The 20,576-nt window shown below is 67.0% G+C and carries 20 protein-coding genes; 8 read left to right on the top strand and 12 right to left on the bottom strand.

The window, feature by feature from the left end; all coding sequences use genetic code 11:
* Positions 1-8 precede the first annotated feature (8 nt).
* The 4 genes from ACOJB8_RS34995 (at position 9) to ACOJB8_RS34980 (ending at position 5,038) form a co-directional block, all read left to right on the top strand.
* Positions 9-1,256, top strand: coding sequence for an efflux RND transporter periplasmic adaptor subunit (locus tag ACOJB8_RS34995; RefSeq protein ID WP_475016750.1), 1,248 nt, complete (start codon positions 9-11; stop codon positions 1,254-1,256).
* 2 nt (positions 1,257-1,258) lie between these two features.
* A complete protein-coding gene (locus ACOJB8_RS34990) occupies positions 1,259-2,764 on the top strand; it encodes an efflux transporter outer membrane subunit (RefSeq protein ID WP_475016761.1) in 1,506 nt (501 codons plus the stop codon).
* Between the two features lie 148 nt (positions 2,765-2,912).
* Complete coding sequence (locus tag ACOJB8_RS34985) at positions 2,913-3,602, top strand: heavy metal response regulator transcription factor (protein WP_042265081.1); 690 nt, start codon at positions 2,913-2,915, stop codon at positions 3,600-3,602.
* Entirely contained in the window at positions 3,599-5,038 is a 1,440-nt protein-coding gene (locus tag ACOJB8_RS34980) for a heavy metal sensor histidine kinase (RefSeq protein WP_342950231.1), read from the top strand. Before ACOJB8_RS34985 ends, ACOJB8_RS34980 begins: the two co-directional genes overlap by 4 nt.
* 30 nt (positions 5,039-5,068) lie before the next feature.
* On the opposite strand, the gene ACOJB8_RS34975 is transcribed toward ACOJB8_RS34980, so the two are convergent.
* Positions 5,069-6,160: an AI-2E family transporter gene (locus ACOJB8_RS34975; protein WP_069268711.1), complete on the bottom strand. Its 1,092-nt coding sequence runs from the start codon at positions 6,158-6,160 to the stop codon at positions 5,069-5,071.
* A gap of 102 nt (positions 6,161-6,262) precedes the next feature.
* Entirely contained in the window at positions 6,263-7,420 is a 1,158-nt protein-coding gene (locus ACOJB8_RS34970; RefSeq protein ID WP_069268712.1) for a metallophosphoesterase, read from the bottom strand.
* A 446-nt stretch (positions 7,421-7,866) separates the two neighbouring features.
* On the opposite strand from ACOJB8_RS34970, the gene ACOJB8_RS34965 reads away from it, so the two are divergent.
* Both ACOJB8_RS34965 and ACOJB8_RS34960 read left to right on the top strand, forming a co-directional pair.
* Positions 7,867-8,202: a hypothetical protein gene (locus ACOJB8_RS34965; RefSeq protein WP_069268713.1), complete on the top strand. Its 336-nt coding sequence runs from the start codon at positions 7,867-7,869 to the stop codon at positions 8,200-8,202.
* A gap of 115 nt (positions 8,203-8,317) precedes the next feature.
* Positions 8,318-8,914, top strand: coding sequence for an alpha-ketoglutarate-dependent dioxygenase AlkB family protein (locus ACOJB8_RS34960; protein WP_475016746.1), 597 nt, complete (start codon positions 8,318-8,320; stop codon positions 8,912-8,914).
* A 134-nt stretch (positions 8,915-9,048) separates the two neighbouring features.
* Here ACOJB8_RS34960 and mdcH read toward each other — a convergent pair whose 3' ends face one another.
* From mdcH to ACOJB8_RS34920, 8 genes are read right to left on the bottom strand one after another with little or no spacing between them, the layout of a single operon-like run.
* The gene (gene mdcH, locus ACOJB8_RS34955; protein ID WP_475016744.1) at positions 9,049-9,987 is read right to left on the bottom strand and encodes a malonate decarboxylase subunit epsilon; all 939 of its coding nucleotides are present in this window, start codon (positions 9,985-9,987) and stop codon (positions 9,049-9,051) included.
* Positions 9,984-10,661, bottom strand: coding sequence for a malonate decarboxylase holo-ACP synthase (locus ACOJB8_RS34950; RefSeq protein WP_475016742.1), 678 nt, complete (start codon positions 10,659-10,661; stop codon positions 9,984-9,986). The genes mdcH and ACOJB8_RS34950 overlap by 4 nt, the downstream gene beginning before the upstream one ends.
* Complete coding sequence (gene mdcE / locus ACOJB8_RS34945; RefSeq protein ID WP_475016740.1) at positions 10,661-11,476, bottom strand: biotin-independent malonate decarboxylase subunit gamma; 816 nt, start codon at positions 11,474-11,476, stop codon at positions 10,661-10,663. The genes ACOJB8_RS34950 and mdcE overlap by 1 nt, the downstream gene beginning before the upstream one ends.
* Positions 11,473-12,354: a biotin-independent malonate decarboxylase subunit beta gene (locus tag ACOJB8_RS34940; RefSeq protein ID WP_342950236.1), complete on the bottom strand. Its 882-nt coding sequence runs from the start codon at positions 12,352-12,354 to the stop codon at positions 11,473-11,475. The genes mdcE and ACOJB8_RS34940 overlap by 4 nt, the downstream gene beginning before the upstream one ends.
* Positions 12,351-12,653, bottom strand: coding sequence for a malonate decarboxylase subunit delta (locus ACOJB8_RS34935; RefSeq protein WP_342950237.1), 303 nt, complete (start codon positions 12,651-12,653; stop codon positions 12,351-12,353). The genes ACOJB8_RS34940 and ACOJB8_RS34935 overlap by 4 nt, the downstream gene beginning before the upstream one ends.
* Entirely contained in the window at positions 12,641-13,597 is a 957-nt protein-coding gene (locus ACOJB8_RS34930; RefSeq protein ID WP_342950238.1) for a triphosphoribosyl-dephospho-CoA synthase, read from the bottom strand. The genes ACOJB8_RS34935 and ACOJB8_RS34930 overlap by 13 nt, the downstream gene beginning before the upstream one ends.
* Before the next feature lie 5 nt (positions 13,598-13,602).
* Positions 13,603-15,276, bottom strand: a complete 1,674-nt coding sequence (mdcA, locus tag ACOJB8_RS34925; protein WP_342950239.1) for a malonate decarboxylase subunit alpha — start codon at positions 15,274-15,276, stop codon at positions 13,603-13,605.
* The gene (locus ACOJB8_RS34920; protein ID WP_342950240.1) at positions 15,260-16,051 is read right to left on the bottom strand and encodes a GntR family transcriptional regulator; all 792 of its coding nucleotides are present in this window, start codon (positions 16,049-16,051) and stop codon (positions 15,260-15,262) included. The genes mdcA and ACOJB8_RS34920 overlap by 17 nt, the downstream gene beginning before the upstream one ends.
* Before the next feature lie 217 nt (positions 16,052-16,268).
* Between ACOJB8_RS34920 and ACOJB8_RS34915 the strand changes: the two genes are divergently transcribed.
* Complete coding sequence (locus ACOJB8_RS34915) at positions 16,269-17,570, top strand: MFS transporter (protein WP_069268720.1); 1,302 nt, start codon at positions 16,269-16,271, stop codon at positions 17,568-17,570.
* A gap of 21 nt (positions 17,571-17,591) precedes the next feature.
* On the opposite strand, the gene ACOJB8_RS34910 is transcribed toward ACOJB8_RS34915, so the two are convergent.
* A complete protein-coding gene (locus ACOJB8_RS34910; protein WP_475016736.1) occupies positions 17,592-18,518 on the bottom strand; it encodes a DMT family transporter in 927 nt (308 codons plus the stop codon).
* A gap of 135 nt (positions 18,519-18,653) precedes the next feature.
* Here ACOJB8_RS34910 and ACOJB8_RS34905 point away from each other — a divergent pair, with 135 nt between their 5' ends.
* On the top strand, positions 18,654-19,523 hold the full coding sequence (locus ACOJB8_RS34905) for a LysR family transcriptional regulator (protein ID WP_069268722.1): 870 nt from the start codon (positions 18,654-18,656) through the stop codon (positions 19,521-19,523).
* Here the strand turns inward: ACOJB8_RS34905 and ACOJB8_RS34900 are convergent.
* On the bottom strand, positions 19,511-20,560 hold the full coding sequence (locus ACOJB8_RS34900) for an ABC transporter ATP-binding protein (protein WP_475016734.1): 1,050 nt from the start codon (positions 20,558-20,560) through the stop codon (positions 19,511-19,513). The two genes, ACOJB8_RS34905 and ACOJB8_RS34900, sit on opposite strands and share 13 nt — an antisense overlap.
* Positions 20,561-20,576: the final 16 nt, after the last annotated feature.

Raw genomic sequence — 20,576 nt, 5'->3', positions numbered from 1 at the left:
CCGAAGACATGAACGAACCTCACCACCATTCATCTCTCGACATCACCGTGGGCAGCGAGCAGGGCATGGACCTACCGGCGCGCGGCCAGGCGGGCAAGCGCGCACGCTTTGCGCTGATCGTGGTCGCGCTGCTGCTGGCCGCGGGCGCCACGCGCACGATCGTGTCGAACCTCATGAACGGCCACCATCTCGCAGATGTCACGAAGCAGAACGCGAAGCAGTACGTGAGCGTCGTCCAACCGGTAGCGGCGGGCGCGGACGGCCGCATCGTGCTGCCGGGAACGCTGCGCGGCTTTGTCGAAGCGCCGATCTACTCGCGTGCGAACGGCTACGTGCGGCGCTGGTACGCCGATATCGGCGCGCACGTGCAACAAGGGCAGTTGCTCGCGGAGATCGATACGCCCGAGATCGATCAGGAACTCGCGCAGGCGCAGGCGCAGCGCGATCAGGCCGCCTCGACGCTCGCTCTCGCAAAGACATCGTTCGATCGGGCGCAGCAATTGCGCCAGCGCGATGCGGTCTCGCAGCAGGAACTCGACGACCGCCAGGGCGCCTTCAACACCGACCAGGCGAATCTCGCCGCCGCCAATGCGAACGTGCGCCGCCTCACGGAGATGAAGTCGTTCCAGCGCATCGTCGCACCGATCACGGGCATCATCACGCAGCGCAACGTCGATATCGGCGACCTCGTGAACGCGGGCAACGGCGGGGCGGGTCATGCGCTCTTTTCGATTGCGCAGTCCGACCCGCTGCGCCTCTACCTCGACGTGCCGCAGACCTATGCGCAGCAGGTGGCGGTCGGCCAGCACGTGAGCGTGACCGAACAGGAGCTGCCGGGCCTGACGTTCGACGGCACCGTCACGCGCACGGCGCAGGCCATCAACGTGGCCACGCGCACGCTGCAGGCCGAAATCTCGCTGCCCAACCATGACGGCAAGCTGCTGCCCGGCGCGTACGTGCAGGCCGCCTTGCAGACCGACGCGAAGGGCCTGCTCACGGTGCCGGGCAACACGCTGCTGTTCCGCTCGGAAGGTCCGCGTCTTGCAGTCGTCGATGCGGATGGCAAGATCAAGCTCAAGCCGGTGGAAATCGCGCAGGACCTCGGGCAGACGCTCGAAATCAGCCGCGGGCTCGCGCCGACCGATCGCGTCGTGCTCAACCCGAGTGACTCGATCGCGGATGGCGACAGCGTCGTCGTGGTCGCGCCGAACAAGACCGAAGCGGCGCACGAGGCCGCCAGGCGGAGCGCGACGTGACGATGCGGAATAACACGCGGCAACTGCCGCTCGCTTATGTCACGGCGCTCGGCGCGCTCGGTCTCGCGGCTTGCACCGTGGGCCCCGACTATCACGCGCCGCAAACGCAAAGCCCCTCGGCCTGGCGCGTCGATTCCGCCGATTCATACTGGCACGCGGCGCAGCCTTCGCATGCGCCGCTCGATCCGCAGTGGTGGAAGGCATTCGACAACGCCGAACTCGACACTCTGGAAACCGCGGCGCTCGCCGAGAACCAGACGCTGCGCGTGGCCGCCGCGCACTACGCGCAGGCACGCGCGACGCTCGCTTCGGTGTCCTCGCAGCAAAGCCCGCAGGTCGGGCTCGACGCGGGCCTCGCGCGCGAGCGCATTTCGGCGAACCGGCCGCTCACGAACTACGCGACGCCCAACACGTCGACCGTGCAGAACCAGGTCACCGTCGGCGCGACCGTGAGTTACGAGCTGGATCTGTTCGGACGCATCCGGCGCATGGTGGAGTCGGCGCAGGCGTCGACGCAGCAGGCCGGCGACGATCTCGCCAACGCGCGCCTCGTGCTCAGCGCCGAACTCGCCACCGACTATTTCGCCATGCGCGAACTCGACAACGAGATCGACGTGGTGAACCGCTCGGCGCAACTGCAGCAAAAGGCGCTCGATTTCGTGACCGCGCAGCACGATCTCGGCGCGGTTTCTGGTCTCGAACTGCTGCAGCAAAAGGCCCAGCTTGCGGCGACGCAAACTCAGGTGCATCTGCTCGAAAACCAGCGACAGCAGGAGCAGAACGCCATTGCCGTGCTGGTCGGCAAGCCCGCGCCCGAATTCACGATCGCGCAGAAGGTGACGCCGCTGCCGGTGCCGGCGCTTCCCACCGGGCTGCCGAGCGAGCTGTTGCAGCGGCGGCCCGACGTGGCCTCGGCCGAGCGGGCGATGGCCGCGGCCAATGCGCAGATCGGCGTGGCACGTTCCGCGTACTTTCCGGACATCACCCTTTCGCCCACTTTCGGCTGGGAATCGACGCGTTTTGGCGGCCTTTTCTCCGTGCCGAGCCTGATGTGGTCGGTGGGCGCGACGGCCAGCGAGGTGCTGTTCGACGGCGGCAAGCGCGCGGCGGGCGTGGATTTCGCCCAAGCGGGCTACGAGTCGGCGCAGGCGTCTTATCGTCAGACCGTGCTCACCGCGTTCCAGGAGGTGCAAAATGCGGTAACGGGCCTTTCGGTGCTGGAACGTGCCTCGACCGACGGTCAGTCGGCCGTGGACGACGCACGCAAGTCGTTCGAACTCGCCAACGACCGCTATCAGGGCGGCCTCGTCGCGTTCATCGACGTGCTCAACGCGGAGCAGCAGTTGCTTGCCAGCGAGCGCCAGGAAGTGCAGATTCACGGCCAGCAGGTCGCCACGGTGGTCTTTCTCGCGAAGGCGCTGGGCGGTGGCTGGAGCGCCGACGACCGCGAGCTGGCCTGCAGCGCGGGCACGTGCCGCGAAGTGCCGAAGGCCGAGGGCAGAAGCTGAGTCGCACGCAAGGGCTGAAAACGGGGCATACGAGAGCTACAAGAGGGCTTGAGCGGGCCCGGCACCAGGGTATATAAAAGCGCGCAACGGCGGTCGCGGGCCGCGTCGGCCGGCACCGCCAGGGCAGCGCGCGAAGAGGAGGGCGGGCATGAAAGTATTGGTAATCGAAGACGAGCGCAAGGTCGTCGACTACTTGCGTAGCGGACTCACGGAGCAGGGCTGGGTCGTGGATGTCGCCATGGACGGCGAGGAAGGCGCGTGGATGGCCACGGAGTACGACTTCGACGTGATCGTGCTCGACGTCATGCTGCCGAAGCTCGACGGCTTCGGCGTACTGCGCGCCGTGCGCACGAAGAAGGACACGCCGGTCATCATGCTGACGGCGCGCGACCGCGTGGACGACCGTGTGCACGGTCTGCGCGACGGCGCCGACGACTATCTCACCAAGCCGTTCTCGTTCCTCGAGCTCGTCGAGCGGCTGCGCGCGCTCACGCGGCGCGCACGCACGCAGGAATCCACGCTGATCTCGGTGGGCGATCTCCAGGTGGATCTCATCAGCCGCCGCGCGACGCGTGACGGTGTGCGCCTCGATCTCACGGCGAAGGAATTCCAGTTGCTTTCGGTGCTCGCGCGGCGGCGCGGCGAGATTCTCTCCAAGACGCTCATCACCGAGCTGGTCTGGGACGTGAATTTCGAAAGCAATGCGAACGTGGTGGAAACGGCGATCAAGCGGCTGCGCGCCAAGCTCGACGGCCCGCACGCGGCAAAGCTGCTGCACACCATACGAGGCATGGGCTACGTGCTCGAAGTACGCGAGGAAGGAGGCCAGACGTCATGAAACGCTCGATCTCGCTGCGGCTGTCGGCGATGTTCGCAGCGGTGTCGCTCATCGTGTTCACGCTCACGGGCGCGGGCCTCTTCTTCCTGATGCAGCGTCAACTCTTCAACGAATTGCGCGAAACGCTCGACACGCGTGCGCGCATTGCGAGCCTGATCGTTTCGCACGCACCGGACGTGCAGAAGTGGGCCTTCGTGCAGGAAAAGCTGCGCGACCTCTCGCCTGCTGACAGCCGCATGCATTACTACGTCGAAGGCCCCGATCCGCGCTTTCGTTTCGGTACGCCCATCGTCGGCAAGGTCACCGGCGACGTCGGCCCGAATCATCTGCTCGTGCGCCCACCCGGCTGCAGCTACGACATCATCACGACGACCTTTATCGTACCCGCGAGCGGCGACCGGCCTCAGGTGAAACTCGTGGTCGGCAGCGACTGCGTGCGCACCGAAGGCATGCTGCGGCGCTTCGGCATTGCGCTCGGCGTGCTGATCGCGCTGTCCACCATTGCAGTCGCGCTGCTGAGCCGCGCGGTGACGCGCTTCGGACTCGCCCCGCTCACGCGCCTCTCGCGCGAGGCCTCGCAGTTGAGCCCGTCGAACCGGCGCCAGCGTCTGCACTCGGACGAACTGCCCGAGGAGTTGCACGAACTCGCCACATCGTTCAATGGCGCGCTGGAGCGTCTCGACAAGGCCTACGAGCGGCTCGAATCATTCAACGCCGATGTGGCGCACGAGTTGCGCACGCCGGTGAGCATCCTGATTGGCCAGACCCAGGTGGCACTCACGCGCGACCGTTCGGTCGAACAGCTGCAACAGACGCTGCAATCGAATCTTGAGGAATTCGAACGATTGCGCGTGATCGTGAACGACATGCTGTTCCTCTCGCGCAGCGATCGCGGCGAACGCGCGACCGACCTCACGGAAGTGTCGTTGCGCTCGGAGATCGAACGCATGCTCGATTTTCTGGAGATGCCGCTGGAAGAGGCACAGCTGCGCGTGGAAGTGCAGGGCGATGCGCGGGCTTGGGTGAATACATCGCTGATCGGCCGCGCCGTGAGCAATCTGTTCGTCAACGCGATCCAGCATTCGCAGCCCGGTACGACGTTGCGCGCGACGGTCGCGCCGCAGAACGGTCACGTCGAGATCGCCGTGTCGAACCCCGGCGAGCCGCTCGATCCGGTCACGCGCGAGCATATTTTCGACCGCTTCTACCGCATTCAGGAGGCGCGCTCGAACAGCCACGAGAATCACGGGCTCGGGCTGTCGATCGTCAAGGCCGTGGCGGAAATGCACGGCGGCACGGTGTTCGTGCGCAGCGCGGACGGCATCAACACGTTCGGTTTTTCGGTTGCCGTGGACGGCGCCGAAGCGCCCGAAGCGCCTGTTGCCGGTGTTGCACGCCAGGGCCGCGCCGGCGTGCCGCTGCACGTTTCGCCATAGCGCAGCCCTAATGCTGCCCGAAAGCCGCGCTTAGACGGGCTCGTCTTCCACGGGCGTGCTTTCGTTTTCGATGTTGTGCTGGTCCTTGCGCAGCAGGTCCCAGCAGCTGATGAAAAGCGCGGCGACGAGCGGCCCGATCACGAAGCCGTTGATGCCGATGAGCGAAATGCCGCCGAGCGTCGAGATCAGCACGACCCAGTCAGGCAGGCGCGTGTCCTTGCCCACGAGCACGGGGCGCAGCACGTTGTCGACGGTGCCGATCACGACGGAGCCGAAGACGATCAGCCCGACGCCCTTCGCCACCGCGCCCGTGGAAAGGAAGTAGATCGCAATGGGCCCCCACACGAGCGCCGCGCCCACGGCGGGCAACAGCGAGAGCAGCATCATCACGAAGCCCCACAGCAGCGCCCCCTGAATGCCGAGCACCCAGAGCGCGATACCGCCCAGGCCGCCCTGCACGACCGCCACGGCCACGTTGCCCTTCACCGTTGCGCGGATCACCGTCGTGAACTTGCGCATGAGATGCAGCTTGTGCTGCTCGTCGAGCGGAATGGCGTCGCGCACGAGCCGCGAAATTTCGCGGCCGTCGCGCACGAGGAAAAAGAACAGATAGAGCATCACGCCGAAACTCACCAGAAATTGCAGCGTGTTCTGCCCGAAGGAGAAAGCACGCGTGGCGACGAACTGGCTGATCTCTGCGGCGCCCGCCGAAAGGCGCTGCTGCAGCCCGGGCAGATCCATGAGGTCGTAGCGCGCTAACAGGTTCTGAATCGACTCGGGCATGGCATGGACGATCTGCGTGAAGTAGGCGCCGAAGTCGAGGCTGCCGCTTCGCACCCCCTGATAGGCCAAGGCGACCTGCTGCACCAGCGTGGCCGTCACCAGCGTGAGCGGAAAGATCACGATGACGAGGCAGATGGTGAGCGTAATGAGCGCGGCGATATTGCGCCGCCGCCCGAGCCGGGCAACGAGCCGGCGCTGCACGGGCTGGAAGATCAATGCAAGTATGGCGCCCCAGAGCACCGTGCTGAAGAACGGCGCGAGGATGAAGCAAAGCGCGATGGACACCGTGAACAACAGCAAATAGAACGATGTCTGGTGAAGCTGCTTGTTGCCTTCCATGTGCGATGGATTCCAGTTAAAGCGGCAGGCGGACGAACGGCGGCATCGTCCGATGATACCGGCAAGGCCGCGCGGGCCGTCGGGCGCAGCGCGCCCAGGGGTTCACTGTGCGCCCACCAGCCGCACGCGCGTGATTTCCGAAGGCGCGCCAAGGCGCTTGGGCGGCCCCCAGTAGCCCGTGCCGCGGCTCGTGTAGACCCACAGGCTGCCGAGCTTTTCGAGGCCCGCAGTGAACGGCTGCTGCAGCCGCACGAGAAAATTCCACGGGAAAATCTGGCCGCCGTGCGTATGGCCGGAGAGTTGCAGCGTGAAGCCCGCATCGACGGCGGCGTGGGCCGTGCGCGGCTGGTGCGCGAGCAGCACGCGCGTGTTGACGTCGGCGGGCGCGCCGCGCAGCGCTTCGGCCGGATCGCTGCGGTGCGCGGGATCGAACTGGCCGCCCGTGTAGTCGGTCACGCCGGCCAGCACGAGCCGCGCGCCGCCATGCTCGATCACCACATGCTGGTTCATCAGCACCGTGAGGCCGATGCGGCGGAACTCGGCAATCCAGGCGTCCGCGCCCGAGTAGTACTCGTGGTTGCCGGTCACGAGATACACGCCATGATGCGCGTTGAGCTTGCCGAGCGGCGCGGTGTGCGCGGCGAGATGCGCCACGCTGCCGTCCACCACGTCGCCCGTGATAGCGACCACGTCGGCGTCGAGCTGGTTCACGGCGCGCACGATGGCGTCGACGTAGCCGTGCTTGATCGTCGGGCCGACGTGGATGTCGCTCAGTTGCACGATCGTGAAGCCGTCGAGCGCGGCGGGCAGGCCGCGAATCGGAACCTCGACGTTGCGCACGCGCGCGCGCCGCCGCGCGTTGAAGAAGCCGAACCCGGAGGAGAGGAACGCAAGCGCGATCACCGCGGCGGCGCTCACGGTGCGCCAGCCGGCGAGATCGATGGCTTTGGGCCACAGTGCCTCCACGGTCATGGCCGAGGCGAGCACGATGTCGCGCGCGATCGTCAGCATGAGCAGCGACGAGAAGAAGCCCATGGCGAGCATGCCGATCCAGGCGAGGCGGTCGCCGAGCGGCTGGCGCTTGAAGCGCCGCGCGAGCATGCCGGGCGGGATGAACAGCACCGAGAGCACGAGCCACAGCACGGCGAGCCACTTGCCGGCGGCTGGCACGCTCAGGTCGGGAATCAGGCGAAAGCCGACATAAACATGCAGCAGCACGCCGATGGCGATGAAGCGGACCAGAAAGGAGAGTCGGGGCATGGCGGCGCGAACGGATGGGAGCGGACCGGCGTGGGCTGGCGTGCCGGGCTCGGCGCGCTGCAGCAAAGCCCAACCATCGAGGCCCGGTCGAAACCCGGCCGACCGGGCAGTAGAGGTAGGCTGCGTTGCATTTTACCGGCGCAGCAGACTTCGTGCCGATAGATGGCGGCGGATTGGGGTTTGCGCGCCGCGATGCATCATCGACGGCTTTACCTCTCGTGCATCGACATACATGCATGCGTGTATGCGTGGGCCTTGACGCTTTCCCGCCCCCCGACTGTGGCAGTGCGGCATTTCCCTGGATTGCCAGCGCGATCGCACCCGTCGCACTATGTTCTCGTTGGGGCCGAGCGCACTCTATTAAACGTCCATTGAATCGGCCCTTGCGATGGACTATGCTCGAAATGAGGCCCGCGTGGTTTCGGGCGCTCTGGGGGAGACGGATCATGAAAGGAATCCGGCCGGTCGCACATGGGCTGCATGAGGGTTTGCATGGTCGTCACGTCGGGCACGAGGGCAGCCATGTCATGCTGCCGATGGTCGTTCTGTCGATCATGGCCATCGCGCTGTATATCGCGGTCAAGAACATCGACATTCTCGAAATTGGCCGAAGCGCGTTGTTCGATGTCGTGATGGTGTTCGTCGCGCTCGGTATTGCGGGCATGTTCGGCGTGCTGGGCGCCTGGCTGCGATCCCGCACCACCGACGAACCCGCCGAAGGCTTCTGCTTCGTCGGCGCGCTCATCGGCGCGGCGGTGTTCTACATCGCACTGCTCACCTGAATCGCCTGTTTGTCGTTTCTGTTGATTCGCAATCCTGCGGGAGGCGAGGGCGGGCGGCGGCCGGGTCCGCGCCATGCGAAACTGTGTGCTTTCTCGCTCGATAGAAGCACTCCCGATGTTCGATCTTTTCGACGATACGCCTGCCCCTGACGTGGCATGGCATCCGGCATGGCTCGCGCCAGAGGCGGCCGCCGACGCGCTCGCGCGCATCATCGCCGAGGCCGACTGGCGCCAGGAACGTATTCGCACGCCCGGCGGCTGGGTGGACCAGCCGCGCCTCACGGCCTGGCAGGGCGACGAAGGCGCGGTGTACGTCTATTCAGGCATCCGAAACATCCCGCAGCCGTGGACGAGCCAGGTAGCCGAGCTGCGCGACGCCATCTCTGCGCTTTGCGGCGTTCGCTTCAACAGCGTGCTGCTCAACCGTTACCGCACGGGAACGGACAGCATGGGCTGGCACGCGGACCACGAACCCGAACTCGGCCCCGAGCCGGTGATTGCCTCGCTGAGCCTCGGTGCGACGCGGCGCTTCGACTTGCGCCACAACGCGACGGGCGTGGTGCGTTCTTTTCAGATGACGAGTGGCAGCCTGCTCGTGATGCAGGCCAAGACCCAGGCGCAATGGCGGCATCGCGTGCCGAAGGAGCCCGCCGTGAGCGGCGAACGCGTGAACCTCACGTTTCGCGTGGTCACGCCGGGTTTGCGGAAATAGACGTCTAGATCGCTGTGGAAGGGTATTAAATCGCCGATGTTCAGTGCGCGGACTACGCTCGCGCGAGTGGCTGCGCACTAAAAATAAAATAAGAATTTATGCGCATAAACGCCAACTCGGCATTTGCGCAGCGATCAGCCGTCCTGGCCGAGCCGGCGCCGCACGATTGCGACGAGACGCTCCAGCGGCAAACTCGAGCCCGCGAGCGCGCTCACCTCGGAATAGTGCTCGCGCGCGATGTCCGTGAGCACCTGGCCGGGCGGCGCTTCGACCAGCACGCTTGCGCCCGACTCGATCATGACGGTGAGCGCGTCGTACCAGCGCACCGTGTAGCGCATATTGGTGGCGAGATCGGCGCGGACGGCGTCGGCGGTGTAGAGGGGCCGGCCGCCGCGATTGTCGACGTAGACGCTGCGCGGCGTACGAAACGGTATGTCGCGCGCCCACTCGGTGAGCGCATCGGCGGCATCGGCTAATAGTTCGCAATGCGAAGGAACGGCCACTGCGAGCCGTTGTGCCTTGCGCGCACCAGCTTCGAGCGCGCGGGCCGCAAAGGCTTCGAGCGCGCCGTCGGCGCCGGCCACGACGATCTGGCGCGGCGCGTTGACGTTCGCCACGTACACTCGCTCGCCGCCTTCGCTCGCATGCGCATCGGCGAGCGTTTCGACCTGCGTTTCGCTCAGCCCCGCGACGGCCGCGAGGCCATAGCCCGAGGGCCACGCGTTTTCCATCAACTCGGCGCGTTTGCGCACCATCCGCAGTGCGTCGCCAAACGCCAGCGCCTCGCAGCTTACCGCGGCCGCATAGGCGCCCACGGAAAGCCCTGCGCTGAATTGCGGCGCGAGTCCTTCGTGCGCGAGCGCACGCGCCACGGCCACGCCCGCGACCACGAGGCCGATCTGAACGGCAATCGTGGAGCGTAAGGCGTCGTCGCTATCGAGGGTGAGGACGTCGAAGCCGAGTGCCGCCGACGCCTCGTCGAGCGTCGCCCGCACGGCGTCGTGTTGCGGCAGCCTGTGGAGGAAGCCGGCGTTTTGCGCGCCCTGACCCGGAAAGAGCAGGGCGAGCGTCATGCGGCTTGCCACGGGTCGGCGACGAGTCGCGCGCCGCTGGAAGCGCGTGCCAGCACGCGCGGCTTGGGCGCCGCGAGTTCGGCGAGCGCGACACCGCCTGCGGGCGTTTCGAGTTGCGCGTCGATGCGTGTGCCTGCGCGGCTGGCGGCTTGCGCGAGCGTCTGCGCAAGCGACTCGATCGCCGCGCGTGAGACGCGTTGCGGCAGGCGAATCAGGATGTCGAGATCGCTCGATGCGGTGAGGGTGGGTACGCCCGTGGCGAGCTCGAAGCCGGCGCTGCCCGTTGGCCCCCAAACGTAACTGCGCAATGGCGAGGCGCCCGTGCGCAGGGTAGCAAGCGCGATGAACGCAGGCAGTGCGCGGCGTGCGCGAAGCGGCTCAACGCCGAGCAGATCCTCCGGACTGGCAGATGATTCGATATCCTCAGTATTGAGCCAGGTGCCGAAGCGCTCCGAACGTACGCTGCCGCGCACGCCCACAGCCACGAAACCCGCCGCCGCGCACGTGCGCCGCACGACCACCCAGGGCGCGCGCGCAAGCGCGCCGCGTACCCAATCCGGCTCGTCGCCTGATGGGGTGTGGCGCGCGATGCGCAGCAGGTCGTGCGCGCGCCAGCGCGAGTCGTCCACGCGCGGCGCATCGGCAGCGAACGGCGGGGCGGCGCACACGCGCATCAGCTAGCGTCCCACTGTTGCGCCAGACGCTTGCGCACCTCGATCGATGCCGCACGCGTACGCTGCGCCGACGCGCCTTGCAGACGATGCGCGAGGCCGCTCTTGTCGCCGCGTGCTTCCCGCACCCTCTGTGCGAGCACATCGCGCACGCGTGCAATCTGCGCATCGCTCGGCGCGTCGGCATCGACGCCTTCGATCAGTTCGTCGAGCAGACCGAGCTTCGCGAACGGAGCCATCGAATACGACATCGGCACGATCTTTTCGCCCAACTCGTCGAGGTCCTCGACGCTGCGCCGCGTGACCCGCGCCGCCGCTTCCTTGCCCATGGCGTGGACCATCGTGCCGGGCGCGTCGAGCGCGACGATGCGGTTGGCCTGATAGCCGTGCGCGAGGAACGCGCCCGACATGGCGGGCCCGACGATCAGCGCCACTACGGGATGCCCCGCGAGCCGCGCGCTCGCGTAGGCGTCCACGGCCGAGGCGCAGGCGAGGTGAATGCCGAGCATTTCCTCGCGATAGCCGTAGGCCTGGCTCTTCACATCGACGATCGCAATGATGGGGCGGCGCTTGCCGCTCGCGGCGTCCTCGGCAATCGCTTCGCGCACCGCCTTCGCGAGACGCCAGCCCTGTTCGAGGCCCACCACGTTGTCGCGCGCACGCGGAAAGCGGTTCGCGGGATCGGGTGCGACAGTGATGAAGCGCGCGGTCTCGTCGTCGAGCGGCGCGTCGGCATATTGCACGCACGCGCCTTGTGTGTCTACGCCCGCGAGGGCGCGCAGCCAGCGTACGCCGCGGCTCGTCGTCGTGTCGTTCATGCGTTTTCTCCGCGCAGGTTCAGGGGCGAAGCGGTGAACACCGCACGCATCGTTTCTGGGGTGACGCTGGCGGGATCGATCTGCGCGAGTTTCGCGAGCGTGGCATCCACATCCGCCGAGCGCGGCGTGTGGGGCGCGCCTTGTGCAAACGCCGCGCGCACGGCGGCGCGCACGTCGTCCACGGCGTCTTCGACGAGCGCATCGGCGAAACCTGTTTGCGCGCGCTGCTCGCCGCCGATCAATTGCCACACCTGACGGCGATCGCTCGAATCGAGTTCCTCGATGCCGGCTTCCTGCTCGATCACCTCAGGGCCATTCATGCCGAGGCGGCCTTGCTTCGTCATCACGAGCGTCGAACACAGGGCCGCCGCGAGCGACATGCCGCCAAAACAACCCACCATGCCCGCGATCACGCCGACCACGGGCACATGCGCGCGCAACGCTACGATGGCCGACTGGATCTCCGCAATCACAGCGAGGCCGAGATTGGCCTCCTGCAAACGCACGCCACCGGTTTCGAACAGGATGACGGGCCGCACGATCTTGCCGCGCTCGCAGTCGGCGAACGCCAGTTCGAGTGCGGCGGCGATCTTGCTGCCCGACACTTCGCCGATGCTGCCGCCCTGGAATGCCGATTCGATCGCGGCTATGACAGCGGGCTGCCCGTCGATGGTGCCGCGCGCGATCACTGCGCCGTCGTCGGCCTGGCAGACGATGCCCTGCAACGGCAGCCACGGCGATTCGATACGGTCGAAGGGCCCAAGAAGTTCGCGGAACGTGCCCGCGTCCAGCACGGCGGCCGCGCGTTCGCGCGCGCTCAATTCGATGAAGCTCTCGCGCAGCAGCGCGCCGGGCATCGGTTGATTCGTGCTGCTCATGACTGCGTCTCCTGCGCGGCTTCCACGGCTTCCGCGAGACGGAGCGCCACCACGCCGGGCGTGGCGCCGAAGTCGTTGATCTCGATGAGCGCCGCGCCGTCGTAGCGCGTGAAGAAGCGGTCGAGCACGCTCTTCCAGATGTGGCTATAGCCGTCCACGCTCGTATGCACGACCACGCGTGCCTGCATGTCGCTCGCGGGCTGCAGCAGCACTTCGAGATCGCCCGAGCCCACCACGCCCACGTGGGCGCGCGTCGTCACGGCGCGTTGCGCCGGATAGTCGAATGTCAGTTGTTCCATGAAACCGTCCTCCCGCCCATGCGGTGCTGAACCAGTCTGTCGATGAAAAGCGTCGCGGCAAGCAGATCGGCCGCGCCACCCGGCGATGCGTTGAGTGCGAGCAACGCGCGTTCGAGCGCATCGAACGCGGCGCGGCCGGCTTGCGTGGCAAGGCCGCCCGCGTCCCGTACGCGCTGCGCGCCCGCTCGAGCGGCCTCGCGCCCGGCGAGCCCCGCGCGATGCAGCACGCAGGTGTCGTCGAGCGAGGCCATGATCGCGAGCAAGGCGTCCACGCGCGCGTGGGCTTCGTCGTGGCCTCGCGCGCGCGCGGCGTGCAGTGCGGGCAGGCCCACGCGCACGACATGCGGAAAACCCTCTTGCGCTTCGCTGCGCGCACCGCCTACGTTGTAGCGCTGACGCACGCGCTCGCCGTTGCTTTGCACGGGCTGCGCGAGCAGGTCGTCGAAGCGCGCGATCTGCGCAGCCGTTTCACAGATGTGCGCCGCGTGGGCAAATTCGCTGTCGCTGCTTTGCGGCGTATGCACGATCGCCGCGCCCGCCACCAGCAGACCGACAATCCAGATCGCGCCGCGATGCGCGTTGCTGCCTTGCGTCGCGCGCATCATCGCGGCTTCGCCGGCACGGCCGATGCGTGCGAGATCGGTGCGCAGCGCGGTGCCGGGCGCGGCCCGGCGCGAAGCGCGCGCGAGCGCTTCGAACGTGGGTTCGAGCGCATGCGCCGAGCGCAGCATCGTCGCGAGATCGAGATCGCTGTGTGCGCCGCTACCGCGTGCGTCCACGAGCGCGGGCTTGGGCGTGAGGCGCGCCTCTTCGATCAGCGCGTCGCGGGCGAAGCGGGCGAGCTGCGCGTCGCAGGAGGACGGCCGCGAGTCGCTGGCGCACGGGAGCCGCCGCGCGAGACCCGCCGAGCCCTCGGCAAGCACCGTAAGAGGAAGCGTACGCATCGCGCTTACCAGCTACGGAATCGGGCCGGCGGCGTATAGAGCCCGCCCGACCACGTCACCAGATCGTCGATGCTGCGTGCCGCGAGCAGCGAGCGCTTGGCCTCGCCGCGCAAAATGCCGAGATCCTCGGGGAACTGCACGATGCCGCGGCGGCGCAGTTCGTCGGTTTTCAGCTGCTGGGCGCGCAGGCCGATCGGCGTCACGCCCGCCACGGCCGCGAGCGCGGCGCGGCGCTCGTCGATGCCCTCTGCGCGATGCAGGTGCGCAATGCCTTCTTCGGTCACGACATGGCTCACGTCGTCGCCATAGATCATCACGGGCGCGACAGGCATGCCGCTCTTCTGGCCCACGGCGATGGCGTCGAGTTCGTCGACGAAGGTCGGCTCGCCGCCTTTCTTCCACGTTTCCGCCAGTTGCACAACGAGCTTGTGGCCGCGCGAAACCGGGCCGTTGTCCTTGAGCAGCTTGAGCCATGCTTCGCTCGCATGGCGCCGACCACGCGGATCGTGGCCCATGTTCGGCGCGCCGCCAAAGCCCGCGAGCCGGCCGCGCGTGACGGTGGACGAATTCGCGTCCGCGTCGATCTGCAGCGTCGAGCCGATGAAGAGATCCACGGCGTATTGCCCCGCGAGCTGGCACAGCACGCGGTTCGAGCGCAGGCTGCCGTCGCTGCCCGTGAAGAACACATCGGGCCGCGCGGCGATATAGGCTTCCATGCCCACTTCGCTGCCGAAGCAATGCACGCTTTCCACCCAGCCCGATTCGATGGCGGGAATCAGCGTGGGGTGCGGATTGAGCGTCCAGTTGCGGCAGATCTTGCCCCTGAGGCCCAGCGATTCGCCGTACGTGGGGAGCAGCAATTCGATCGCGGCGGTGTCGAAGCCGATACCGTGATTGAGCGCGGCGATTCCATAGGGCGCGTAAATGCCCTTGATGACCATCATCGCGGTGAGCACCTGCAAGTCGCCGATGTGGCGCGGATCGCGCGTAAAGAGCGGCTCGACCGCGAACGGGCGGTCGGCCTGCACGACCACGTCGACCCACGAGCCGGGAATGTCCACGCGCGGCAGTTCATCGACAATTTCGTTGACCTGAACGATCACGATGCCCTGGCTGAACGCGGCGGCCTCGGCGATGGTCGGCGTGTCTTCGGTGTTCGGGCCGGTGTAGAGATTGCCGTGGCGGTCGGCTTTCTCCGCGCACAGCAGCGCGACCTGGGGAATCAGGTCGACGAACATGCGTGCGTACAGCTCGACATAGGTATGGATCGCGCCCACTTCGAGCTGGCCGTCTTCGAGCAGTTGCGCGACGCGCAGGCTCTGCGGCCCCGCGAACGCGAAGTCCACGCGGTGCGCGATGCCGCGCTCGAACAGCGTCAGATGCTCGGGGCGGCTGATGCTCGAAATGAGCAGGTGAACGTTGTTGACCTTGGCCGGATCGGCCTTGGCCAGCGAGCGCGAGAGGAAGTCGGCCTGCTTCTGGTTGTCGCCTTCGAGCGCGACGCGGTCGCCCGGGCGGATCAGCAGTTCGAGCGCATCGGTCATGCGCGAGGCGGGCAGGACGCCGTCTTCGAGCCAGCCCGACACGGCGGCGAGGCGGCGGGCCTTGTCGTCGCGGCGCGTGGTCCACGAACGCGGCGCGAGGTCAGGCGAGGTTGGCGTATCAGCTTGAGGCTTCATCGGCAGTTCGGCTCCGTGAGCGGGAAGAGGCGGCGCGCGGTTTTGCGGCGGCGGTTTGCACCGAAGGTGGCACTGAAGTTGCCACTGCAGGCAGCGCGGCGCGCTCGGTCAGGAAACGGTAGATGAGTTCGCCCGTGCCGAGCAGGTGCTCGGCCACGAGCTTTTGCGCGGTGAGCACATCGCCGCGCTTCACGGCGGCGAGAATTTCGGCGTGCTCACTATCGGATTCGCCCTTGTATTCGGGAAAGCCGAATTTCAGGCGCAGATAGCGTTCGCCGCGGCGATGCAGGGCGGTGAGCATCTCCATGAGCTGCGGGCGGCCGGCGGGCGCGTAGAGGTTCATGTGGAAGGCCTCGTTGCGCGCGACATAGAGCGACGGATCGCGTTCGCGTTTCGCGGCGGCGGCCAGCGCGGTCACTTCGCGCAGCGTGGCGCTCGTGTGATTCGGAATGGCGAGGCCGAGCGCGAGGCTTTCGAGCGCGGAGCGGATCTCGTAGATCTCGCGCGCTTCGTCGGCGGAGAGCGAGGCCACGCTCGCGCCCTTGTTTACCTCGATCTTCGCCCAGCCTTCGCTCGCGAGCTGGCGCAGCGCCTCGCGCACGGGGATCGCGCTGACCGAGAAATGCCGCGCGATCGCGTCCTGGCGCAGCGGCGCATTGGGCGCGAGCTTGCCCTCGACGATCGCGCTGCGCAGGGCGTCGGCGATCATGCGCGAGGTGCTGGTGCGAGGCGCTGCCGCGCCTTCCAGGGGAAAACCATTCGTTGCGTCGCTCATGAGATCAAATATTATATATAAAACGACCAAGGCGAAAGCCTCGAAAACCCGCAACGCTGAAACACCAGATTCACTATAGACGGGTAAGAAGAACGGGGGCTTACAGGGAGTTCCTGAAGAGGGCCGGCACTGCCGCGGCCTGCATTTCCGCGTTTCGCGGCGTGCGTGCGCATCTTGCTGCGTGGGCTGGCGAGGCATCAATGGAGAGAGGAGCATCATGAATTCGATCACCGAGTCCGCACGGCGAACTCGCACCAAGACACCGCTCAACCGGTCGCAGATCGCCGGTTTCTGGGGCGCCTGGGCAGGCTGGACGCTCGACGGGATGGACTCGTTCATCTACGCACTCGTGCTCACGCCCGCGCTCACGGAGCTGCTGCCGCGCTCGGGCTATGAGGCGAGTGCGGCGAACATCGGGCTTGCCGGCTCGATCCTGTTCGCGCTCTTCCTCGTGGGCTGGGGGCTGTCCTTCATCTGGGGGCCGCTTGCGGACCGCTTCGGGCGCACGCGCGTGCTGGCCGGCACTATCTTCATGTTTGCGATCTTCACGGGACTTTCGGCTACCGCGCAGAGCGTCTGGTCGCTCGGCATCTATCGCTTTCTCGCGGGCGTGGGCATCGGCGGGGAGTGGGCGCTCGCGGGCACTTACGTGGCCGAATCGTGGCCCGAAGACCGTCGCAAGATGGGCGCGGGCTATCTGCAGACCGGGTACTACGCGGGCTTCTTCATTGCGGCCGCGCTCAATTACACGGTCGGCGTGCACTTCGGCTGGCGCGCCATGTTCCTCACGGGTGCGGTGCCGGTGGTGGTGGCCATTCTCGTGCTCACGCGTGTGGAGGAGCCGGCCAAGTGGCAGAAGTCGGAGGCGAGCCATGTGCACCGCGGCCACCCGCTGCGTGAAATCTTCGGCGATGTCTACCGCCTGCGCACCGTGGTGGCGTGCGCGCTGCTGACCATCGCGATCATCGGGTTGTGGGCAGGCGCGGTTTATGAGCCGTCCGCCGTGATCCAGCTGGCGACGAAGGCGGGCGCGAACAAGTCCGAGGCGATCCGCACGGCTTCTATCGCCACGGGCATCCTGTCGATCGGCACGATTCTGGGTTGTCTCGCACTGCCGCCCATGGCCGAGCGCATCGGCCGCAGGTGGACGCTTGCCGTCTATTTCGCTGGCATGGCCGTGACGATCGCGGCGAGCTTCGGCTGGGCGTTCTACCTGCAGAACGGGCTCGTGCCGTTCATCGCGCTGCTCTTCGTGCTGGGTTTCTTCGGCGGCAACTTCGCGCTGTTCAGCCTGTGGCTGCCCGAACAGTTCGAAACGCGTGTGCGTGCTACGGCGTTCGCGTTCTGCACGTCGTTTGGCCGCTTCGTGGGCGCGGGCGTGAACTTCCTGCTTGGCGCGGCCGTGCTGCGTATGCATACGCTCGGCGTGCCGGTGGCGCTCACGGCGCTGGCCTTCGTTCTCGGGCTTCTGATCATTCCGTTCGCGCCGGAAACGAAGGGTCAAACGCTGCCTTCATGAGCCCGATATGCGGCGCGTTGGTTAGCGCCGCGCCTTCACGAGCCTCGGCGGCAACAGGCGCCAGCCGAGATTGACCCCGAGGCTCGCCGCCACGATCAGCGCCATGCCCGCAAGCTGCGGCACACTCAGTGCGCGACCGTAGACGATCGCATCGACGGCGATCGCAGTGAGCGGATATACGAACAGCAGCACGGCGATCACGGGCGTGGTCAACATCGGCAGCGCGCCGTAGATCAGCACGTACGATAGCCCCGTGTGCAGCACCCCCATGCCCACGAGCCAGCCCCATTGCGTGGCCGAGATATGCACGAGTTCGAGCGGCGCAAAAAATGGCGCGATGAGCGGCAGGCACACGGAGCCCACCACGCATTGCGTCAGCGTGAGCAGATGCGGGCGAAAGTTGCGCAGGCTCTTGGCGATCAGTGTGACGCTTGCATAGAGCACCGAACCGCCCAGCGACTCGCCAATGCCGATCATGTAGCTCGTGCGATCGGCCACATGGGCTTCGGCGAGCACGCCGGAAGCGAGCACGAGCCCCACGAATGCGATGCCGATCCAGCCCAGCCGGTCGGCGCCGAGCCGCTCATGAAAGATCGCCGCGCCCATCAGCACGACCCAGAACGGCTGCACATGGAACACGACCGTCGAAACGGCAATGCTCGTGCGATGGATCGCGTCGAAGAAAGCCACCCACTGCGTGACCATCAGCACGCCTGAAATCACCGCGAGCGCGAGCGTGCGGCGCGTGAACTGCCGCGGCGAGAGCCAGCCCTTGTACGCGCAGTACCCGGCGAGCGCGAGCATGCCGAAAAAGCAGCGGAAGAACACGAGCGTGAGGGCGCCGAGATGCGCCTCCTCGACGAACACGCCGATCGTGCCCATCAGGAGGCCGCCGCCCGCGAGCATGAAGACGCCTTGCTGACGGTTGCCGTGATGTTCGGATTGCATGGCCGGAGCGGGGGGATCGAAAGGGGTTGGAGACAGGGTAAGTATTCGCCGGTTGCGGGGCGCGGGCAAACGAATTAAATTGAAGAATTCCATCAACGCAGCTTATGAATAGGCCGCGACCCGGCCAGCCAGCGTATGAACCCCGAATTCGACATCGATTTGCTACGCACCTTCGCCGCCGTCGCGGATGCGGGCAGCTTCACGAAGGGTGCCGTGGCCGTGCATCGATCGCAGGCGGCGGTGAGCATGCAGGTCAAGCGGCTCGAGCAGATGCTGGGCACCACGCTATTTACGCGCGATACGCGCAATCTCGCGCTCACGCGCCCGGGCAACACGCTGCTCGAATATGCGCGGCGCGCGCTCGATCTGCAGGAGGAGGCGTGGGCGGCGCTGGTGCGGCCCGAGGTGACGGGGCGCGTGGTGCTCGGCGCGCCTGACGACTATATGGCGTCGCTGCTGTCACCGGTGTTGCGGCGCTTCTCGACGCTTTATCCGCATGTGGAGATCGAGATCGTCTGTGCGCAGAGCGTCGCGCTCGGGCCGATGCTGGCGGACAACAAGATCGACATCGCGTTCGTCACGCGTGACCGCAAGATGCGCGGCGAGTTCGTGCGCGCCGAGGAGATGGTCTGGGTGGGGTCCGCCACCGATCCCGCACCGCTTGCCATGTCGCCGTTGCCGGTGGGGCTCTACGAGCATGGCAGCGTGGCGCGCGCGCATACCGTGGCGGCGCTCGACGGCGCGCACATCCGCTACCGCGCTGCATATAGCAGTGCGAGCTTGATGGGTTTGACGGCGACGGTGGAGGCGGGCATTGCGATCGTCGCGCTCACGCGCTGCAGCGTGCCGGCGCGCTTCGCGATCCTCGGCGAGGCGCAGGGTCTGCCGAAGATCGAGCCACTGGAAATCGTGGTGGCGCGCAGTGTCAAATCGAACCGGCCGACTTGCGACTACCTCGCGCAGCAGATGGTGCAGGACCTTTCGGTGCCGCGTCAGCGCGGATAGACGCTCACTTCTCCGCCCACCGCGAGCCGCACGCGCTCGCCTTCGCGCGGCGTGCGATAGCCGGGCACGCGCGCTCGGACCGTTGCGTGCGCATCGATCAATTGCAGCGTGAGCGCGGCGTCCTGGCCCTGGAAGGTGATGGCCTGCACCACCGCTTCGAGCGCGCCGTCGCGCTGGTCGGTTTCGGGGAGCACGTCGATCTGCTCGGGGCGCAGCAGCACATCCACGGCGCCTTCTGCCGCATGCTGGTCTGGCTGGATCGGCAGCGCGCCGAGCACGCAATGCGCCCGCCCGTTGGCCACCGTTCCCCGTAGTAGCACCGCCTCGCCGATGAAGGCCGCGAGTTCGCGCGTGGCCGGGCGGCGATACAGCGTTTGCGGCGGCCCGCTCTGCAGCAGCTTGCCGCGCCACAGCACGGCGACCTCGTGGCCGAGCGAGAGCGCCTCGGCCTGGTCGTGCGTGACGAGCACGGCGGTCGCGCCGGCGGCGGCGAGCGCGCGCGCCACGGCTTCGCGCGTTTCGACGCGCAGCGCGGCGTCGAGCGACGAGAATGGTTCGTCAAGCATCACGAGGCCGGGCGAGGGCGCGAGCGCGCGAGCGAGCGCCACGCGCTGCTGCTGGCCACCCGAGAGCTGTTGCGGCGCGCGCAAAGCATAGGATTCCGGAAGACCGACGAGTTCGAGCAATTCGGCCACGCGATGCTGCGTGCGCCGCTGCGCACGCGGCAGGCCGAACACGATGTTCTCGGCAACCGTGAGGTGCGGAAAGAGCGCACCCTCTTGCGGCACGTAGCCGATATGACGTTGCTCGGTCGGCAGATGCAGCCGGTCTGCGGCGACGCGGCGGCCGTCGATCTCGATCGTGCCGGCGTCGGCGCGTTCGAAGCCGCACAGCACGCGCAGCAGCGTGGTCTTGCCGCTGCCCGACGGCCCGAGTAGCGCGACGAGCGAACCCGAGCGCACGGAAAGATCGATGCCGTGCAGGACCGGATGGCCGTCGAAGGCCTTTTTCAGGCCGGAAATGCGAAGTGTGCTCATGGGCTAACTTGGGGCT

The sequence above is a fragment of the Paraburkholderia sp. BR10141 genome (assembly GCF_056155635.1).
The sequence above is the reverse complement of the archived record's forward strand: the minus strand, read 5'-3'. Positions and strand labels throughout refer to the sequence as shown.

What these genes read in the sequence shown, in the direction of transcription:
- ACOJB8_RS34995 (WP_475016750.1), top strand. Translation starts at nt 9, where the DNA reads ATGAACGAACCTCACCACCATTCATCTCTCGACATCACCGTGGGCAGC.
- ACOJB8_RS34990 (WP_475016761.1), top strand. Translation starts at nt 1,259, where the DNA reads ATGCGGAATAACACGCGGCAACTGCCGCTCGCTTATGTCACGGCGCTC.
- ACOJB8_RS34985 (WP_042265081.1), top strand. Translation starts at nt 2,913, where the DNA reads ATGAAAGTATTGGTAATCGAAGACGAGCGCAAGGTCGTCGACTACTTG.
- ACOJB8_RS34980 (WP_342950231.1), top strand. Translation starts at nt 3,599, where the DNA reads ATGAAACGCTCGATCTCGCTGCGGCTGTCGGCGATGTTCGCAGCGGTG.
- ACOJB8_RS34975 (WP_069268711.1), bottom strand. Translation starts at nt 6,160, where the DNA reads ATGGAAGGCAACAAGCAGCTTCACCAGACATCGTTCTATTTGCTGTTG.
- ACOJB8_RS34970 (WP_069268712.1), bottom strand. Translation starts at nt 7,420, where the DNA reads ATGCCCCGACTCTCCTTTCTGGTCCGCTTCATCGCCATCGGCGTGCTG.
- ACOJB8_RS34965 (WP_069268713.1), top strand. Translation starts at nt 7,867, where the DNA reads ATGAAAGGAATCCGGCCGGTCGCACATGGGCTGCATGAGGGTTTGCAT.
- ACOJB8_RS34960 (WP_475016746.1), top strand. Translation starts at nt 8,318, where the DNA reads ATGTTCGATCTTTTCGACGATACGCCTGCCCCTGACGTGGCATGGCAT.
- mdcH (WP_475016744.1), bottom strand. Translation starts at nt 9,987, where the DNA reads ATGACGCTCGCCCTGCTCTTTCCGGGTCAGGGCGCGCAAAACGCCGGC.
- ACOJB8_RS34950 (WP_475016742.1), bottom strand. Translation starts at nt 10,661, where the DNA reads ATGCGCGTGTGCGCCGCCCCGCCGTTCGCTGCCGATGCGCCGCGCGTG.
- mdcE (WP_475016740.1), bottom strand. Translation starts at nt 11,476, where the DNA reads ATGAACGACACGACGACGAGCCGCGGCGTACGCTGGCTGCGCGCCCTC.
- ACOJB8_RS34940 (WP_342950236.1), bottom strand. Translation starts at nt 12,354, where the DNA reads ATGAGCAGCACGAATCAACCGATGCCCGGCGCGCTGCTGCGCGAGAGC.
- ACOJB8_RS34935 (WP_342950237.1), bottom strand. Translation starts at nt 12,653, where the DNA reads ATGGAACAACTGACATTCGACTATCCGGCGCAACGCGCCGTGACGACG.
- ACOJB8_RS34930 (WP_342950238.1), bottom strand. Translation starts at nt 13,597, where the DNA reads ATGCGTACGCTTCCTCTTACGGTGCTTGCCGAGGGCTCGGCGGGTCTC.
- mdcA (WP_342950239.1), bottom strand. Translation starts at nt 15,276, where the DNA reads ATGAAGCCTCAAGCTGATACGCCAACCTCGCCTGACCTCGCGCCGCGT.
- ACOJB8_RS34920 (WP_342950240.1), bottom strand. Translation starts at nt 16,051, where the DNA reads ATGAGCGACGCAACGAATGGTTTTCCCCTGGAAGGCGCGGCAGCGCCT.
- ACOJB8_RS34915 (WP_069268720.1), top strand. Translation starts at nt 16,269, where the DNA reads ATGAATTCGATCACCGAGTCCGCACGGCGAACTCGCACCAAGACACCG.
- ACOJB8_RS34910 (WP_475016736.1), bottom strand. Translation starts at nt 18,518, where the DNA reads ATGCAATCCGAACATCACGGCAACCGTCAGCAAGGCGTCTTCATGCTC.
- ACOJB8_RS34905 (WP_069268722.1), top strand. Translation starts at nt 18,654, where the DNA reads ATGAACCCCGAATTCGACATCGATTTGCTACGCACCTTCGCCGCCGTC.
- ACOJB8_RS34900 (WP_475016734.1), bottom strand. Translation starts at nt 20,560, where the DNA reads ATGAGCACACTTCGCATTTCCGGCCTGAAAAAGGCCTTCGACGGCCAT.